At 58.0% G+C, this 18,254-nt stretch carries 11 protein-coding genes; 10 read left to right on the top strand and 1 reads right to left on the bottom strand.

Annotation, left to right across the window (positions count from 1 at the left end):
* The first annotated feature begins 183 nt into the window (after positions 1-183).
* The 10 genes from galE (at position 184) to Q0775_RS18675 (ending at position 17,692) form a co-directional block, all read left to right on the top strand.
* On the top strand, positions 184-1,170 hold the full coding sequence (gene galE / locus Q0775_RS18720) for a UDP-glucose 4-epimerase GalE (RefSeq protein WP_298864739.1): 987 nt from the start codon (positions 184-186) through the stop codon (positions 1,168-1,170).
* A gap of 9 nt (positions 1,171-1,179) precedes the next feature.
* On the top strand, positions 1,180-2,250 hold the full coding sequence (gene rfbB, locus Q0775_RS18715; protein ID WP_298864736.1) for a dTDP-glucose 4,6-dehydratase: 1,071 nt from the start codon (positions 1,180-1,182) through the stop codon (positions 2,248-2,250).
* Positions 2,247-3,116 (top strand): dTDP-4-dehydrorhamnose reductase, encoded by an 870-nt coding sequence (gene rfbD / locus Q0775_RS18710; protein ID WP_298864732.1) that lies wholly within the window; start codon positions 2,247-2,249, stop codon positions 3,114-3,116. Before rfbB ends, rfbD begins: the two co-directional genes overlap by 4 nt.
* 57 nt (positions 3,117-3,173) lie before the next feature.
* Positions 3,174-4,289, top strand: a complete 1,116-nt coding sequence (locus tag Q0775_RS18705) for a hypothetical protein (RefSeq protein WP_298864729.1) — start codon at positions 3,174-3,176, stop codon at positions 4,287-4,289.
* Positions 4,282-6,129, top strand: a complete 1,848-nt coding sequence (locus tag Q0775_RS18700; RefSeq protein ID WP_298864727.1) for a glycosyltransferase — start codon at positions 4,282-4,284, stop codon at positions 6,127-6,129. The genes Q0775_RS18705 and Q0775_RS18700 overlap by 8 nt, the downstream gene beginning before the upstream one ends.
* A 174-nt stretch (positions 6,130-6,303) precedes the next feature.
* Complete coding sequence (locus tag Q0775_RS18695; protein ID WP_298864724.1) at positions 6,304-10,371, top strand: tetratricopeptide repeat protein; 4,068 nt, start codon at positions 6,304-6,306, stop codon at positions 10,369-10,371.
* Positions 10,372-10,515: 144 nt separating this feature from the next.
* Positions 10,516-14,145 (top strand): calcium-binding protein, encoded by a 3,630-nt coding sequence (locus Q0775_RS18690; protein ID WP_298864721.1) that lies wholly within the window; start codon positions 10,516-10,518, stop codon positions 14,143-14,145.
* A gap of 124 nt (positions 14,146-14,269) precedes the next feature.
* Complete coding sequence (locus Q0775_RS18685) at positions 14,270-16,249, top strand: hypothetical protein (RefSeq protein WP_298864718.1); 1,980 nt, start codon at positions 14,270-14,272, stop codon at positions 16,247-16,249.
* On the top strand, positions 16,221-16,733 hold the full coding sequence (locus tag Q0775_RS18680) for a hypothetical protein (protein ID WP_298864715.1): 513 nt from the start codon (positions 16,221-16,223) through the stop codon (positions 16,731-16,733). The genes Q0775_RS18685 and Q0775_RS18680 overlap by 29 nt, the downstream gene beginning before the upstream one ends.
* Positions 16,730-17,692: a hypothetical protein gene (locus Q0775_RS18675; RefSeq protein WP_298864712.1), complete on the top strand. Its 963-nt coding sequence runs from the start codon at positions 16,730-16,732 to the stop codon at positions 17,690-17,692. The genes Q0775_RS18680 and Q0775_RS18675 overlap by 4 nt, the downstream gene beginning before the upstream one ends.
* Here the strand turns inward: Q0775_RS18675 and Q0775_RS18670 are convergent.
* Positions 17,682-18,248 (bottom strand): hypothetical protein, encoded by a 567-nt coding sequence (locus Q0775_RS18670; RefSeq protein WP_298864709.1) that lies wholly within the window; start codon positions 18,246-18,248, stop codon positions 17,682-17,684. The two genes, Q0775_RS18675 and Q0775_RS18670, sit on opposite strands and share 11 nt — an antisense overlap.
* Between the last annotated feature and the right edge of the window lie 6 nt (positions 18,249-18,254).

Genomic DNA, 18,254 nt, shown 5'->3' with positions numbered 1-18,254 from the left:
TTGCAGGGGCAACAACAAACAGCCTTTGCAAACCAAGTTGCGTGTGTAGATTCCTTGACATAGGTGTGATTGTCGGCACCATCTGCGGTGTCGGCAATACCATTCCGGTGTTCTTGAACCCGCCTTATATGCAGTGCATCTATTAGAGGTGCTGTCTATTTTTAAGAAGAACGAAAGGCGCAAATGTCCCAAAATGTTCTTGTTGTCGGGGGGGCCGGTTATATCGGTTCGCACACCACGCTTGCGTTGAGAGAGGCGGGGTATGGCACAGTTGTTTATGACAATTTCTCGGCGGGCCACCGTGATGCCTGTTTTGGCGATCATCTGGTGGAGGGGGATCTGGCGGATACGGATCTGCTGACCCGAACGATGCGGGACTATGACATCGACAGTGTGATCCATTTTGCGGCCCTGATCGAGGCGGGCCAGTCGGTGGTAACGCCGCTGCCGTTTTTCCACAACAATCTGGGGGGAACGTTGTCATTGCTGGATGCAATGAATGTGGCGGGCGTCACGCGGCTGGTGTTTTCCTCCACGGCGGCGGTTTATGGCAACTGCGAGGACGTGGCACGCCTGTCCGAGGATTTGCCGCGCGCGCCGATCAACCCTTATGGCCACAGCAAAGCGATGGTCGAGGCGGTGTTGGAAACCTGTGTACAAGCCCACGGGTTAGAGGCAGTTGCACTGCGGTATTTCAACGCCTGCGGTGCCGATGCACAGGGCCGCAGTGGAGAGCGCCATGACCCTGAGACGCATCTGATCCCTTTGGTGATACAGGCCGCACGCGGGCAGCGCGACCAGATCAAAATTTACGGCACCGATTATGACACTCCCGATGGTACCTGTGTGCGTGATTATATCCATGTCAGCGATTTGGCTGCGGGTCATGTTGCGGCCGTGGCGCATCTGCAGCGCAAACAGACAGCAGGGTTCGAGGCGCTCAACCTTGGCACGGGTGCCGGGCAAAGCGTGCGCCAGATTATTGATGCCGTGCGCCGCGTGTCGGGGCATGATTTCAAAGTGGAAGAAGATGTGCGCCGTGCCGGTGATCCGGCCTTTTTGGTGGCCGATAACGGGCGTGCGCAACAGGTGCTGGGCTGGCAGGCGCGCCACAGCGATCTGGATACGATCATACGCGACGCATGGGCCTATGCGACAAAGAACCTGTAAGGAAACGACATGAAGATTCTGGTGACAGGCGGGGCGGGTTTTATCGGCTCTGCCGTGGTGCGTCAGGCGATTGGTGCTGGCCATGATGTGGTGAACGTCGATGCGCTCACCTATGCCGCCTGTCTGGAGAATGTTGCCAGTGTCGTGGATGCCCCCGGCTATGCGTTCGAGCATGTCGACATCCGTGATCGCGCCGCATTAGACACTGTTTTTACGCGTCATGCGCCTGACGCGGTGATGCATCTGGCCGCGGAATCCCATGTAGACCGGTCCATTGACGGGCCGGGTGCATTTATCGAGACGAACATCACGGGCACCTACAACATGCTGGAGGCGGCGCGTAGTTTCTGGGTGGCACACGGCAAGCCAGATACGTTCCGCTTTCATCATATCTCGACGGACGAAGTATTCGGCTCTCTCGGCCCCACCGGCATGTTCACCGAAGAAACGCCCTATGATCCGCGCAGCCCCTATTCCGCCTCCAAAGCGGCCAGTGACCATCTGGTGCGCGCCTGGGCCGAGACATATGGCTTGCCCGTGGTGATGACCAATTGCTCCAACAATTATGGCCCCTATCATTTCCCCGAAAAGCTGGTGCCGGTGGTGATCCTGAACGCGCTGGCGGGCAAGCCGCTGCCGATTTACGGCGATGGCTCCAATGTGCGCGACTGGCTTTATGTAGAGGATCACGCGGATGCGCTGCTGTGTGTGCTGCAAAAGGGGGCCGTGGGGCGCAGCTATAACATCGGGGGCGAGAACGAGTTGAGCAATCTGGAATTGGTCAAAACGCTGTGCGCCATTCTGGATGAATTGCGGCCAAGCAGCAGCGGGGCGTATGCCGATCTGATCTCCTTTGTCACGGACCGCCCCGGCCATGATGCCCGCTATGCCATCGATCCGACCCGCATCCGCACCGAGCTGGGCTGGCGCCCGTCAGTGACGGTACAAGAGGGGCTGCGCAAAACCGTGCAATGGTATCTGGACAATGCTGCGTGGTGGCAGCCGTTGCAGGCGCGTGCCGGAGTGGGTCAGCGACTGGGCCGCGATGCGGATGCCGCCGTCAAAGGGCACGCCCCGTGAAGGTTCTGGTATTTGGCACAACAGGTCAGGTCGCCTGCGAGATTGCACTGGCTGCCCAAGCTGTGGGTATCACACTGGAGGCGCACGGGCGCGACACGGCGGATTTTACCGATCCTGAGGCTTGTGCAGCTTTGGTGGCCCAAACGTATGCGGCGGCGGTGATTAATGCGGTGGCCTATACGGCCGTGGACCGCGCCGAAGAAGAAGAAGACCTTGCGCTGACCGTCAATGCACGCACCCCCGAAGTGATTGCACGGGTCTGTGCGGCACGTGGCCTGCCGCTGGTTCATATCTCGACCGATTATGTGTTTGACGGGGCAGGGCATGCGCCCTTCACCCCCGATCACCCCACAGCCCCTTTGGGGGCATATGGACGGACCAAGCTGGCGGGCGAGCATGCGGTGCGTGCTGCGGGGGGACCACATGCGATTTTCCGCACCTCATGGGTTGTCTCGGCGCACGGAAACAACTTTGTGAAAACCATGCTGCGTTTGGGGGCGGAGCGGGACGCCCTGAGCATCGTGGCCGACCAGATTGGCGGACCGACACCGGCGGCCGATATTGCGCAGACCTGTCTGTCAGCGGCCCGCCAGCTGTGTGCGGACGCAGGCAAAAGTGGCACCTATCATCTGTCAGGGGCACCTGATGTAAGCTGGGCCGACTTCGCCCGCGAGATTTTTGCACAGGCAGGGATCCCCTGCGAGATCACGGACATCCCGTCGGTCGCCTATCCGACCCCTGCCGCACGCCCGCTGAATTCGCGGATGGACAACACCACAACACAAAATGTGTTTGGTATCGCACGCGTGGATTGGCGTGTTGGCCTACGGGGCATCCTTGCGGCACTTGATGTGGCCACTCCCTAACGCTCATACCCCTCATACCCTTGCCTTTAGGGTCTTGCCCGTGACATGGAACAGCGCATGAAATTGATCCTCTACATTGGACATCACAAGGTTGGTTCGACTTCGCTTCAGGCGTTTCTGGCGCAAAACGCGCAGGCACTGAATGCGAATGGTATCCTGTATCCGATGGTCGACCCGCGCGGGCTGATCCATATGCTGCGCCAGTCCATCGGCACTAAAGATAAACCTGGCCTTCTGCCCCCGCATCTGCGCGAACCGCACAGCGCATTGGCCTACCGGATGATCGAAGCGGTATCGCGGCGCGGACTGCCACAGCAATTTGCGCAGATGCCTGCACTGTCTGATATGCGCAGCACCATCGCCACACAGATCGAGCGGCTGTCCCCGCATACAGTGATCTTGTGCTCGGAGGTCTTTTCAACGTTCGGGGATGTGAACGAGGCGCTGATTGAGCAATTGCTCGCCCTTGTTCCGGATGTCACGCAGATACAAATTTATGGCGTTTTGCGCAGGCCTGACCAGTATCTTGTATCATGGCATGGCCAGCGCCTGAAAGTTGGTGAGCAGCTTGTGCCTTTTGACGAGGCTGTTGCCGGATATGCCGGTACTGTGCATTTGGACTACACGCGGGTTTTGCGGGGCTGGATGGCGCGCTGTGCGGATGCACGCATCACGCTGCGCAATTATGCAGATGTGATGGAGACGGGCAATTCGGTGCGCGATTTTCGCAAACACGCCGATGTCGCATGGCCCGCCAACCTAACGCCGCCCCCACGGATCAACCTCAGCTTGCCCTTGCCGCTGATGGAGATCGCGCGGCGCGGCAATCATATGCTGGCCTCTCAGGATGCACTGCAGTTGCGAAATTTTTTGATGCAGGGGTGTGGGGAGATGGCGCTTACGCCTAATGCGCAGGTCGATATGCTGGGGGCTGCTGCACGGGCTGATCTGCTGGCACGGTTCATGCCGGTGCAAGTGTACCTGTCACAGGTGTCTGGCCGTGATGCGTTTTTTCCCAATCTGGAAGAAATTGCCAACTGCCCGCCTGTGACACAAGATGAGGCTGTGCGCGGTGCATTGGCACAACTGGGGCCGGACGGCTTTGGCGGGGACCTGTCCAACCCGATCCGCGTATTCCTTGAAACACTGCGCAAGGAATACGGGCTTGTCTGATACAGATGGCGCAAGCGCATCCTTTCAGGTGCTTCAGGGGCTGATCCTGCCCGAACCCGAGTTGTGCGACGAGATGGCGCTGTATCTGCGGCTTCAGGGGGGGGTGCATGTCGCGCAAGGTATATTGCACTGTGAGCCTGCTGCAATCCTGCGCGGGGATACCTATTACAGCCTGTTCAATATCGGCAAATGGCGGCGCCAATGTGCGCTGAGCGATCTGGCGCTGCGGGTGCAGGGCAGGGGCCGGTTTGAAGTGACGATCTGGTGCGCCACCGCATGCGATGTGCGGCGTTTGGTTGTGACACAGATGCTGACGCTTGAAGCTCAGGCAAGCATCACACTCCCCATAGACCTAGAAGATACCGCAGGCGTGCTCTACTACGAAATCCGCAGTCTGGGGGCAGGGCAGATCACCGCCCTGGACTGGGTCACGATCCAATCCCCTGTGCGTGCGCCGCAACTCATGCTCTCGGTTACGACCTACAAACGCGAGGCGGCTGTGGCACGCACGGCCGAGCGGTTTGCCGCATTCATTGCGGACAGTCCGCTGGCAGACCGTATTACGTTGTTGATTGTCGATAATGGCGCCAGCGCAGAGATTGCTCCCGCGCGAGGCATCGAGGTGATCCAAAACGAAAACCTTGGCGGGTCGGGTGGTTTCGCACGCGGGTTGCTGGCGGCGCGGGCACGCGGGGCCAGCCATTGTTTGTTCATGGATGATGATGCTGCCATCCATATGCAAAGCCTTGAGCGGACATGGACCTTTCTGGCCTATGCGACTGATCCCGCAACAGCCGTCATCGGGGGGATATCCTCGGGGCGTGATCCGGCGGTGTTGTGGGAGAACGGTGCGGTCTTCAACAGCCGGTGCCGTCCTTGCTATAATGGTGTTGATCTGCGTGCGTTCTCTTCGGTCTTGGAGATGGAGCTTGAGACGACGCTGCCACCGCCACAGGGGCATTATGGCGGCTGGTGGTATTTTGCTTTTCCGGTGGATCACGCGCCGCATATGCCGTTTCCGTTCTTTGTGCGTGGCGATGATATCTCCTTTTCGCTGGTCAACCGGTTTAATGCAGTCACGCTGCCCGGTGTGCTGTGCTTTCAGGATTTGGACTTTTCCGAGCGTGAAAGCCCTCTAACGCTCTATCTGGATCTGCGCAGTCATCTGGCCCACCATATGGCACTGCCCGAGATGGCGCTGGGACGCTGGCGCACGGCACGCATTGCCGCATGGTTTTTTGCCCGCAGCCTATGCGGGTGCCACTACGAGACACTTGCAGCGCTCAACCTTGCGATTGAGGACGCGCTGAAGGGGCCTGATTTTTTCGCGCAAAATGCAGATATGGCGCAGCGGCGCAGCGATATTGCCGCCCTGCGACACGACGAGCTGTGGCGCGATCTGCCCCTCGGGGCACCCTTGCCGGATACGTCCGGTCCCGCCAACCCGATGAAGCAGAACTCCGTTGAGCATTTGGTGATGAAATTCACACTCAACGGTCATCTATTGCCGTTTTTTTCCCGCTGGGGGCGCAGTGTCACGCTGCGGGCACGGCACCGCGGCTCTCTGGGAAAGCTGTGGGGGGCCTCACAGATCACATATGTCGATACCCAGAAACGCCAGACCTATACGGTGCACCACAACAAGCGTGCAATGCTGCGCGAGGGGGGGCGTATGATCAGCTCAATGGTCAGGCTGGTCTGGCGCTATGACAGTCTTTGTACGCAGTGGCGTACGGGCTATGACGGGCTGACGCGCGGTGATTTCTGGGAGCGGCGTTTGGGGATGTCCGAAAGTACTGCAAAGCCTGCACACCTTTCAAAACCGCTGAGAAAGAACTAGACGTGTCAGGGTACTCCAAAGTGTATTTTGTGCCCTCTGGATGGAGGCATCTATCGTAGGTATCTTTTGGCCTCAAATTAAAACCGCCTGGTACACAAGACGCTGTTTCGGAGTTATGGTCTGGACCTCCCAGAAGAGCCAATTCCATTGCTCTTTTGCTTTCGGAAGACACATATGAAAATTACCGCCATTGGCCTATCCGACGATTTACACGCATCGGTACGTGCGGCCTATCCCGAGCATGAGTGGACCTTTATCGCCTCTGATGCACGGCTTCGGCTTATGGGGCGGAAGTTTATACGCAGTTTAGGGCGCGGGGCAGACCTGTATGTGTTGTCGTGTGATGATGTGGCGCTGGATGCTTTGGCTGCGACATTACACAAGGCTAATGTGCATGTGCTGTATTCCCAGATGCTCAAGCCTGAGGGTGTGAAAGGGGCAGGGCTGTGCCGTTTTGCACTGCTCCCTTATGGGGCTTTGATGCCGCAAGAGGGCTCTAGTGGAGCTGCTTGGCTGGCCCGACATATGCGTTATCTGGATGGTGAGACCCATGCCCGCGTCCCCCATGATCAGGTGCGCCAGCGCCTTGCTGCCTGTGCGCCTTCGGGCGTTGCGCAAGAAGGCGAAGGGGTAATAGATGCGCCGCAACGGCCGCGAAGCATTGCGGGTGGAGACCTATGCCTGATGGCAGGTACATCTGTGGGAATCGCTGGATCGCCAGCTTCTCTTTTCGAGACGGCAGATATTATTCAGGCGCCTGCCACAGACACTGCAAATGGGCTGATTGACAGTCCAGAGGTGCTTGCGGGTCAGGACCTGATTGTTTGGCAGGGCCTGCAACATCCGGACTGGGTACATGGCGTTACGGGCCGTGTGCGTGTGCTGTCACGTTATCCTGCCGGCATGCCGATGCACCTCAATCAGGACGGGGGATTTTTTCCTGTTCTCAGTTGCGACAAGCTGCGCGAGGAAAAAGCGGCAGGAGGGGTCTCGACCCTGCACTACGATCTGGCCACGGATCTGGATGCCTTGAGCAATGCAGGGCGGGACCACCTGAGGGGGCTGGGGCGCATCATGCTTCCCGATCTGGCAGGTTTGCAATCGACATGGCGCATGCAGCGGCACAACCTGTTTGTGATGACCCGCAAACTGGGGCTGAAAGAGGGTTTTCGTCTGGTGGTGCTGGGCCGTGCCGCACCACACGAGGGGCTGCGGGTGCACACCAACCCCGAAGGCATGGACGATCTTGATCTGGTGATGCGGGTGCTCACGGCGCATCCAAAAGCCGAAATCATTTACCAGCCCCACCCCTCCATGAATATGGACAAGACACTATGCGAAAAGATGGCCGCACTGTCAGACCGTGTCCGCATTATCGGGCCGGAATATAATGCTTCCGAATTGGCGCTGGTGTGTGATGCATTCCATACGGTGGATTCCCCGCTTGGCCTGCCCGCACTGCTGACCGAGAAGCCTGTGATCGTTTATGGCATGCCGTCTTATGCAGGTCTGGGTCTGACCCGTGATCTGGATGCACAAGGGGGTACCCGCCCTTTGCTTGTCGCCAGTGCTGTGGATTTACCGCTGTTTGTTGGTTGGTACTTCCCCCAGAATGTACTCTTTGTAGATCCAATAACGGGCCTGCGGGCCGCTGCCATAAATTATGCCGCCACATGGTATCCTGTGCGTGGGGCAATGAGGGATGAGCAGGCGACGCGCATGGGGGCCTGCGCACAGGCCAGCCCCAGCCCCGAGTTTCGCATGGCCATCCTGCATATGTTGCAGATGCACGGACAAGATGTCCCTGTTCGCGCCCTGTTGAAACATATTGATCTGGACGCTGAGATCGCTGTACGCCCTCATGTGGCGCTGGCGTATGCCGAAGCATATGCAAGCTTGGGCGACTGGCAATTTTCCTTGGAGATTGCGGCCAAGATATTGGGTCACCACCGCATCAAAAGAACAGGCAGGGCTAAATCGGCAGAGAAGGCGGAAGTGGCCAACAAGGTAGCCGAGACCATCGCCTTTATCAGGTCGCGTCTGCGCAAAACGGACGACTGTGCGGTGTTTGAAACCCGCCTGCTGACGCTGCTGCACAAAACCTCTGCGGCTGATATGGAAAAGATTGCGCGCAAGCTGATGCGAAAACGCTATTACAGCGCAGCTTTGGCGGTCTTGAATGCGCAGCCCCCGTCGATCGGGGTGCTGAAGGCTGTCTGCCGCTGTCACATCGGGCGCTGTGATGCGCAAGCGGGCAGGCAGACCATCACGGATTTGGCGGCCTTGGGAATGCCACAGGAGCAGAGTGCTGATCTGGTGCTGGCGCTGCACGAGGCGACAGGCGAGTGGACCAAGGTCGTGGAGGCGCTGACCCGGCGGCTACAGCAGGACCCGGCTGACCCGGAACTGATGCTGCGCTATGCGCAAGCCTGCGTGCATGCGGGACAATACGACGAGGCACATGATATTTTTTCCCGACTGGTTGATACACCTCAACAAACGGAAGCCGTGCGCGGGCTGGCAGCACTCGAGATCGCGCGTATGAATATCCCCGCAGCGCGTGCCCTGCTGGAGCCGGTGCTGGCCACCCGTACCGCTGATCAAGCGCTTTACCGGCTGATGGGTGACTGCCTCAACTTCGAGAATAACTTTGAGGAGGCTTGTGTTTACTATTTCCGCGCCATGCAGCTGAACGGGTTGGATACCCCCTCCTATAGAAGTCTGCGAGAGCTGGAAGCCGAGCTGGACAAGAGCGGATGCGCACCTGAAGTTCTATGGAGTACGCGCCTGAAAGCGCGGTTTGAGCAAGCTGGTGATCCCACGGTCGAGACGTTGTTGGGGGCGGGACGCGCAGGCTTGCTGGACAATGATACCGAGACGATGCGGATAAATGCTGCACGTGCGATCACGCTTTTTCCCAATGACTTACGCGCCTATGCGTGGTGGAGCCATGCCATGACCTGGACCGCTGGACGGCGCACGCCACAGGAGGTGTCGCAGATCATCGCACGCTACCGTGCCACGATTGCAGGCGGCGGCGAGGACGGGTGGTGGAGCACCTATGACTTCACCCGCTCCATGGCGTTTCTGGGCCAATCTGCAGAGCTGCGCACACTATTAAAGGAACAGCACCGGATTTTATATGTCGCACAGAAGGCGCGGATGGGCTGGCCGCGGTTTTTGGCGGGGGCGGCCCTGCCTGACCTTGATGTGGCGTTCGAGGCGCTGCGGGATTACCCGCGCACGGCACTGCTGCGCAAACACGCACGCAATTTTCGGGTGGCTGACAGCATCGACGAGGTAAAGGCGGGGGAGAAGGTCATGGTCCTCTCCGAAGGGGGGGTGGGCGACGAGATCCGCTATGCGATTGCCTACCCTGAGCTGGCGCGGCGGTTTCCGGATGCGGCGTTTAGCGTGGACAAACGTCTGGCCCGCCTGTTTCGTCGGTCCTTTCCGCAGGTGGCAGAGTTTATCCCGCTGCCGCGGTTCCACCGTACCCGTGTGAACTGTGATCTGCTGCCAATGATTTCGGATCTGCCTGATCAAAGCCTGGCGCAATATGCCGACAACACGGTCTGGGCCGCCGCACAAAAAGCCGATGTGGTGATCCCGGCGCCAAGCGTGATGTGTGACTTGCGCCCAGATGCGCCTGCGTTTGCGAATGCCCCGCGCCCTGTGCTGGTGCCTGATCCTGCACTGCTCACCACGTGGCGCAAACGGTTGCAGCCCTATGCCGACACATTGTTGGTGGGGGTGATCGGCACCAGCCGCATCCTCGAATACCACCGCATGGCCAACTATTTTACCCCCGACCAGATGGGCGAAATGTACCGCCTGCCGGGGGTCACATTCGTGAGCCTCGAATACAAAGACGATCCTGAAATGGCCGCCTATATCCGCACCACGTTCGGCGCACAGTATCTCAGTTTTGATGATCTGGATAAAATGGATGATTTTGACGGTGTGGTTGCACTGGCTTGTGCGCTGGATTGTGTTGTGGGGGCCAATACCGCCACGATCGAACTGACCGCCTTTGCGGGGGTTGATACGATTTTTGCCGCCCCTAATGCCGCCCATATCTGGCGCGATCCGAAGGGGACAGGGGAAGATCTGTTCTTTGACAAGATGCAGCTGGTGATGGGCCGTGACCCTTCGGAGAAACATTTGGTCACGGCACGCATTGCCGCACTGTTGGCACAGCGCCGTGATGCCAAATGCAGTGCGAAAACAACAGGCGCGTAAAGCCGCCCTGTTTTACAAACCCGACCCGCATTTTACGGTGCGTCCTGTGTTTTAAAAAATTTGTTAAAAACAGGACAAAATTATGTTAATATTGTGGCAATCTATTCAAATAAACTTAACATTTTAATTTCATAGGATATTTTCATGGCACAAATTGATGCAACCCAGCTGTCGGGAACATTCGACGCGTCGAATATCAGCAACGTCTCATTTAACAGCGGGACGACAACACCGTTCAGCTACACTTGGACCAGTTCAAACTCCTATCAGATCACTGCACTGGGATATCTGGGGGATTTTACGCCCGGTCTGGCCGGAACGGTCAACGGCATATTCATTGCAACATCGGGAGGGACCAACTCTATTCTTTCGATCCTCGGTCTGAATGCGCCGCTCACGGATTTTATTGATTCCGGTAATACTGCCCTGAACCATGAAAAGTTCTGGAATACGGCACTGGCGGGCGAAACCGACGTACTGTTGCCAACACAAGGCGGTTCCCTCACCATGATGGGTGATTTTGTGCGTGTGGCCACGGGCCAGACGCTGACGGGCGCGCGCGACACATTTACCGGCGACGGAATTGCAAACAATCTCTCCGGCGAGATAATCGGCGATGCCCTGACCGTGAATGCCGGTGGTACGCTGTTTGGTGGCAACGACCGTTTCATCAATGCAAGCACGCTAAACCTTGTGGGAGATGTGGGTGGGCCGGGCACCGGCAATAGCGGTACCGTCTATGGCGGTGACGATGTGTTCATCACCTTCTCGCCCGTTGCAGATAGCGACTGGAACTATAGCAACATTATTGGCGATGTGAACTTTACGGGCATGGGCGGCACGACCTACGGCGGCGATGATACGATCCTGCTGCGCAACACCGATGACATTTCCCTGATTGCCGGTGATGGTAATACTGCTGATTCAGGAAGCGCTGTCTATGGCGGCAATGACGTGATTTTGGTGGAGGCGACCGACCCTGATCGGAACGGGACCTATGTGAGTACAATTGTGGGCGATGTCGACAGTATGTCAGTCAGTGCGGGTGTCTTCTCTACACTGGAGGGCGGTAACGACACGATCACACTTGATTCCTCCGCAAGCAACACTTTGGTTTCCGGTGATTTTGACGACATCAACCACGAAAGCGGTGCATCAATCCGCGGTGGCGACGATCTGATCAACATCACAAGCCAGTTTTATGGTTTAGACGTTGATGGTGATACATTTAATGTTGGTAACGTAATCGGTGATGCAGACACCGTGGTCCTTGTGCAAGGCGCGTTTACAGGAGGGGATGACAGGCTGTTCATCACCAATACGGGATCACAAGGGGTATACGGGGATGCAAGGACCGCAAGTCTGAGCTCTGGCGCTTCTCTTGGTGCCGGGAATGACGTGATCATCGTATCTGATGACCGCACCAATAACAACGCATTAGGCAATATCGTCAACGACGTTTATGGCGATCTGGAGACCGCCACACTCACCTCCGATGTGGCGCACCTTTTTGGCGATGATACAATTGCAGTGACCTCGCAGCTCATAGTTACCAGCGACATCGATCTCTACGGGGACGCAAATGTGATCACCGTAGACGGCGGCGAAGAGCTCCAGTTTGGCAGCGACGATATGCGCTTGTCAGGGATCGAAAATGTCCAGGCGTATGGTGATGCAAGGCTGTTGCAGGGCAATATCACCACCGGAGGTGATCTGACGGTTTATAACGGAGACGATTATATCGAGACTGGCGCAGGGAATGACCTTCTGGTCGGTGACAGTAGTACCGACAGCATCATAGAAGGTATGGTATTCGGGGAGGGAACCCTCAATGCCTTTGGGGGCGATGACACGCTGGACGGAGGCCTCGGCAATGACACGATCGACGGTGGCGATGGCTCTGATACCGCCTCCTTCGCCTCTGTGGACCGGTCTGTGATGGTGTTTCTGGACGGCATCGGTGGTGGCAGCTTCAACGCCATCGGTCAGGGCAATGACCAGTTCATCAGCATCGAGAACGTCATCGGCTCCTCGCGCAACGATGTGATTGTGGGCGACAGCGGTGACAACGTCATCGAGGGCGGCGCGGGCGCGGATAACATGGTCGGCAACCAGGCCTTTTCGCCATCCGGCGCGGGCGACACGCTGAGCTATAAGTCCTCCACCGGTTTTGTGAACGTCTCGCTCGAGACGGGTTTTGTCGGCGGCGGATCGGGCAGCCATGCGATTGGTGATACCTTCCTCAACGGTGCGATGAGCACCAGCTTCCGCAATGTCATCGGGTCGGACCATAACGATCTGATCAACGGCGATGATTTCGACAACTACCTGTCGGGCGGCAAAGGCGATGACTATCTGCGCGGGCGCGGACAGGAACAGTCCAATGCGGGGCTGGGCGACACACTGGATGGTGGCGAAGGGTCTGACTGGGCCGATTACCTCGATAACTTCACCAACATCAACGTCTCGCTGGCCAGCGGTTTTGCCAATGGCGGGCCCAGCACCGATGCTTTGGGCGATGTGTTCATCTCCATCGAGAACGTGCGCGGCACCAACTTTGGCGACCGGATCACGGGCGACGGCGAGGACAACATCTTTGAGGGCCGCCTTGGCGCGGACAGCCTGTTTGGCGGCGGCGGATCGGACACCGCCGATTACCGTGCGTCGGGGACATTCGTGAACGTCTCGCTGCTCACCGGATTTGCGGGCGGCGGCACGGCCAACCACGCCAACGGCGATACGTTTGACAGCATCGAGAACCTGTTTGGGTCGGCCAATGGCGATGTCCTGAACGGGTCCAACGGCAATAACATCCTGCGCGGACGTGCGGGCGGTGATGCGCTCAACGGCAACGGCGGCTTTGATACCGCTGACTATACCGACAGCGCAGGCTCGGTGAATGTCTCGCTGCTCACCGGATTTGCGGGCGGCGGCGCGGGCAACCATGCCTCGGGCGATACGTTCAGCTCGATCGAGAACCTGATCGGCTCACGCTTTGGCGACACTCTGAATGGTGACAACAACGGCAACATACTGGAGGGCGGTCTGGGCGCTGATGTGCTGCGCGGCAACGGCGGCACTGACGTTGCCAGCTATGCCAATTCCAACGAAGGGGTGAACCTCTCGCTGGCGACCAACTTTACCCAAGGTGGCCATGCAGCGGGGGATACGTTCATCTCCATCGAGGATGTCATCGGCTCGGCGTTCGACGATTCGCTAAATGGCGACTCGGGTGCCAACTACCTGATGGGCGGGGACGGGAATGACATCCTGCGCGGGCGTCTGGGCGCGGATACGCTGGAAGGCAGCAGCGGCTTTGACATCGCCGACTATGGCGATGCCTCGGGCGCAGTGAACATCAGCCTAAACTCCGGCTTTACCGCAGGCAGCCATGCGGCGGGGGATACGTTCACCTCCATCGAGGGGCTCAATGGCTCGGGCTTCAACGATACCCTCAGCGGAAATAGCGACGAGAACGACATCAACGGCGGGTTGGGCAACGACAGCCTGCGCGGCTTTAGCGGAGAAGACTATTTCATCTTCGATGACAACTTTGGCAATGATACCATCGGCGACTTCAGCGATGGCGAAGACATGCTGGTCTTTGCGGACAATAGTCAAGTCAACGGCCGCATCGATCTGACCGTGACGACCGTGGGCGGCGACGCGCTGGTGGCCGATAACTTTGGCAACACCATCCTCGTCCAAGGTGCCGCCGGTGATATCTCGGGCAGCGACTTTATCTTTACCCTGCAAGAAGACATGGGCTTCTAAGCACTTGAGTTTAATATAGGTGCCTTGGCGGCGCAGGCTCCTTGCTTGCGCCGCCAACTGGACAATGCCTGCGCGCTTAGGGTATCGCAGTCTTATGAGTCCATTATCTTTTCGGAGTGCCCCCATGTCCCAACCCGAGGGGGAGATAACCTCCCAACTTGCGTCGTTCCTGAGCACATGGGCGCGTAAGACGCGACCCCTTTCTACGGGTGAAATGGTCACTGTACAGGGGTTGGATTGCACAAACCCCGATCCAGACACCCAAGACCTCTATTTCAAAACGGGGGCGGACCATGTGTCGGATGTGCGCGGTTTGCCCGTCACATTGGCCAATCAGGATTTTCTAAGCACAGACAGTCTGCGCAACGGCTTTTTCCCTGACATTTTTCGCAAACATACAGCTGTGAACAATCTGCATCTGGTGTTGCGTGGCAAGGGGCGCTTCCATCTGGGCCTCTATACTCATGATACCGAAGGCAGCACAAAACTGCTGAGCGATGCGGCCAGCCAAGCGGGCAGTGATCCGGTGCGTGTCAGCCTTGGTGCTGACCTGCCTGCCAGTGTGCGTCTGGAGGCGCGGGTGCAGGCCCGCAGTGGCAAATCCCGCATCGACAGCCTGACATGGGAAACCGCCGCCCCGCGCGATGTAGATGGGCGTATGGTTGTATTGTTGCGCACCTTTGGACGGACGCGCGATGTGGTGGCCCTGTTTGCACAGTTGCGCCGCGAGGCGGCCTTGGGGGACTATACCCACTTCCTGCGCAACACGGCCTTTGTTGTGCTGGATGCCTCCGACGGCGTGAGCAAGCGTGACTATGCCACGGCCACAGCAGGGGGCATGTTCAATATCTTTGTCTACGCCGGTGCCAATCTGGGCGGGGGTGGCAACATGAGCCAGGTCATGCTGCACGCACGCGAGGCGTTTGCGCAGGCGGATGTGATGCCGGACGAAGTGCTGCTGCTGGATGATGATCTCGGCGTGTCATTGGAAAGCTTGCGTCGCAACTGGGCCGCATCGCTGTTTCGCACTGACACCACCATGTTCACCCTGCCGGTGTTCCGCCAGAACAACCGCCGCGTTCTGTGGGAAGACGGCTCCATGTGGGGCCGGTTTGCAGGCGGCTCTATCACGGGCAAGCGCGAGGTTATTCGCCCAAGGTTTTTGCGCCATGGCCGCGAGATCGAAAGCGTGGCGGACATCTCGGACTTGGCTGCGGCGCATTACCCCGAATACTCCACTTTCATTTTTCAGTCCCTGCCCGCAGCGATCCTGCCCGAGATGGGCTATCCGGCTGCGTTTTTCCTGCGCGGCGATGACATTGAGTATTCCCTGCGTGGTCGCGCATACGGGCACAATGTTATCTCTAACCCCAATATGGCCAGTTGGCACGAGCCTGCGCATTCCTACGGGCAGGAGTATATGTCGATCAGCCACGGCTTGATCGTGAACCTGTGTTATGGTCAGGAAAGCGCCGACACGATGGTGCAGTTCTTTTTGCAACGCGCATTGTCGCATCTGGGCATAGCTGATCCCATGGGGCTCGAGTTGTACGCGACCATCCTTGAGGACATCATCGACCGCGAGATGTTTTTGACCCACGGGTTCGCGCCGCGTTATGTCCAGCGGCTAGGTAAATTCCGCGCTTTCGATCAAAAGTTCGAACAGCTCCCCCCCGAGATCATTCAAGAACTGCTTGAGCAAAGCGATCCGCGTCACGGGCAGGCCGAACATCACTTCTTCCTCTATATGACACCAGAGCGGCCCGTGGACCGCAGTGTGGGTGCGAAAAAAGCACGCAAGTCCAAAGATCTGCGCCGTGACACGGCCTCGCGTATTCCGCTGACGCAGGTGATCCTGACCAACCCCAACAACTGGACCCAATATGTCTATCGCCCCCAAGAGGGCGCACACGGAGTTGCAGTGGCACGGGCCGCAGCACGGCTTTATGCCCAGATCGACCACTTTGCGACAGAGTTTGACGCGCTCAAAGCGCATTATATCGCGCAACTGAATACGACCATGCAGGCAGATTTCTGGCAAGAAGAACTGAGTGCATGGGAAAGCAGCATCACCCATGTCACATCGGGGCAGCGCAATGGCTGAAGTGCCGATGACATTGCTGCGTGCACCTGTGGATGGCAGTGCGCAAGCGCTGGAGGGATGGCAGGGTCTGCGGCTGCGCGATGGCATGCATCTGGCGCTGCGCAGTGCGGCCAAACCGTTGTGGCTGGACGGTGTGTTTGACAGCCGCCGTGTGACCACCGCCAAAAGTACCGCACACCCCTTTGCCGGCACCCGTTGGAAATGTGTCGAAGTGCCGGGGCAGTCGGGCCTGTGGCGATTGGTGTGCCAGAATGAGGATGACTATTGTCTGGGTGCAGATGCTCCTGATGTGCGGCTGGAGAAATCCGATCCCGATCATGTACTGACAGGGGTCCAATGGCTGCTCTACCGGCGTGGCGACCATTTGATGCTGCGCTCGAAGAGTGGCGATTGGCTGGGCTGTAAACGGGGTACACCGTTTTGTGCGCCGCTGGATGATCTGGACGATGTGCGCCACCACTGGATCCCGCAGGTGTATTGGTGAGGCGCCTGTTGTCGCGCCTGATGCCACGTCGGGGTCGCCCGCGTCTGGTCCTGCATGTGGGGACGCATAAGACGGGCACCACGTCGATCCAGTCGGCGCTGCGCGACAACCGCGATGCCCTGCGCCGCGCAGGCATCTGCTATCCCGATCCCTCCCGCGATCCGCACCCGCATCTGCCCGCCCATAACTTCATCTACCGCGCCACACTGAACGGCGCGGATGCGATGGCCACCGAACGTGATCTGATCATGGCCGAATTCAAAGCCAGCCGTGCAGATTGCCTGATCCTGAGCGAGGAAGGTCTGAGCCTGCCACGCGACGCGTTGCAGGAATTCTTTGCGCCCTGGCGCGATGTGTTCGATTTCGAAATCGTCTGTTTTCTGCGCCGTCAGGACCGCTATGCGGAATCGCTGTTTTCGCAATATGTGCGTGAGCGTAAACCCATTGCCACAGGCACCATCGCCGAGTTTGTAAAAGTGCCTGAAATCGCTGCACGCTTTGACTATGATACCAATTTGCAGCGCTGGGATGCGTTTGGCCCTGTGCGTGCGGTGAACTATGATCTGCTTAAAGGCGACGGCTTGCATGTACCCATATTAGAAGCGGCGCAGACGGACCTGCGTATCGCGGCGACACCGCAGACCAACGTAAGCCCGCCCGCAGGTGCAATTGAACTGATCCGCCAGATGAACGCGGCACATCTCGACTATGCATTAGGGCCGCTGTTGACAAAGCTTCGCCGTGACCCGCCCGAAGCTTTGCAACAGATGCTGGCGCGGCGTGGCATGATGGGCAGTAAGCTTCGCCACGAGTTCATGGCTGGGTTGGCACAGGTCAATACCCGTCTGGCGCAAAATCGGGGTGTGGTCTTTGGCACTGATATGCCGGACGAGCCCGAGCATATGTTTCACACCGATCTGGATGCGGCGCTGGTTGCTGATCTGGCAACTACACGCTGAGTGGCCGATGCTGTTTCGGGCGCATGACATCCACTGATGTGATCCCGTCAGGATGCACACATCCCAGCTGTGCGGGGGATGTTTGGAGCCCAAGCAGGTGACAAATAGCCATCCGGTGTATCCCACCTGCGCCAAAAAACTGACGCCCGTCGGGGCCGACGTGGATGAGTATGCCGTCACTGGCGCATAACACAGGGTTATCAGGGTGCAAAAGCCACGCGGGCTTGATGCGGCGTTCCAGATTTATCTGCCGGTACAGACGGTCTATCTGCTGGTATCTGTGTTTGATCTCTTCAAGGGTTGTATAGCCGTCGAGGCTGCCGTGTTGAGCGATCCAGTCCATCGATAATTGGTAAACCCCTGTTTCTTCCCAAGAGAAGTTGTACCGGAAACGTTTGATGCAGGCGGTGTATTTGAACAGATTGTCCAGTGAAACTGCCTTGCTGTGCCAGTCACCTGACTTGATCTGCCCCGACATATGACGGAGAAAACCGCCATAATAGAGTGCAATCTCAGGCGGCTTTATAACAATATCCAAATTGTCAAAATGCTGCATCAAAAC

It is taken from the genome of uncultured Sulfitobacter sp. (assembly GCF_947499945.1).
GTDB lineage: Bacteria > Pseudomonadota > Alphaproteobacteria > Rhodobacterales > Rhodobacteraceae > Sulfitobacter.
The sequence above is the reverse complement of the archived record's forward strand: the minus strand, read 5'-3'. Positions and strand labels throughout refer to the sequence as shown.

Excerpts from the sequence above, each read along its gene's own strand:
- galE (WP_298864739.1), top strand. The coding sequence starts at position 184 with ATGTCCCAAAATGTTCTTGTTGTCGGGGGGGCCGGTTATATCGGTTCG.
- rfbB (WP_298864736.1), top strand. The coding sequence starts at position 1,180 with ATGAAGATTCTGGTGACAGGCGGGGCGGGTTTTATCGGCTCTGCCGTG.
- Q0775_RS18705 (WP_298864729.1), top strand. The coding sequence starts at position 3,174 with ATGAAATTGATCCTCTACATTGGACATCACAAGGTTGGTTCGACTTCG.
- Q0775_RS18695 (WP_298864724.1), top strand. The coding sequence starts at position 6,304 with ATGAAAATTACCGCCATTGGCCTATCCGACGATTTACACGCATCGGTA.
- Q0775_RS18690 (WP_298864721.1), top strand. The coding sequence starts at position 10,516 with ATGGCACAAATTGATGCAACCCAGCTGTCGGGAACATTCGACGCGTCG.
- Q0775_RS18685 (WP_298864718.1), top strand. The coding sequence starts at position 14,270 with ATGTCCCAACCCGAGGGGGAGATAACCTCCCAACTTGCGTCGTTCCTG.
- Q0775_RS18680 (WP_298864715.1), top strand. The coding sequence starts at position 16,221 with ATGTCACATCGGGGCAGCGCAATGGCTGAAGTGCCGATGACATTGCTG.
- Q0775_RS18670 (WP_298864709.1), bottom strand. The coding sequence starts at position 18,248 with ATGCAGCATTTTGACAATTTGGATATTGTTATAAAGCCGCCTGAGATT.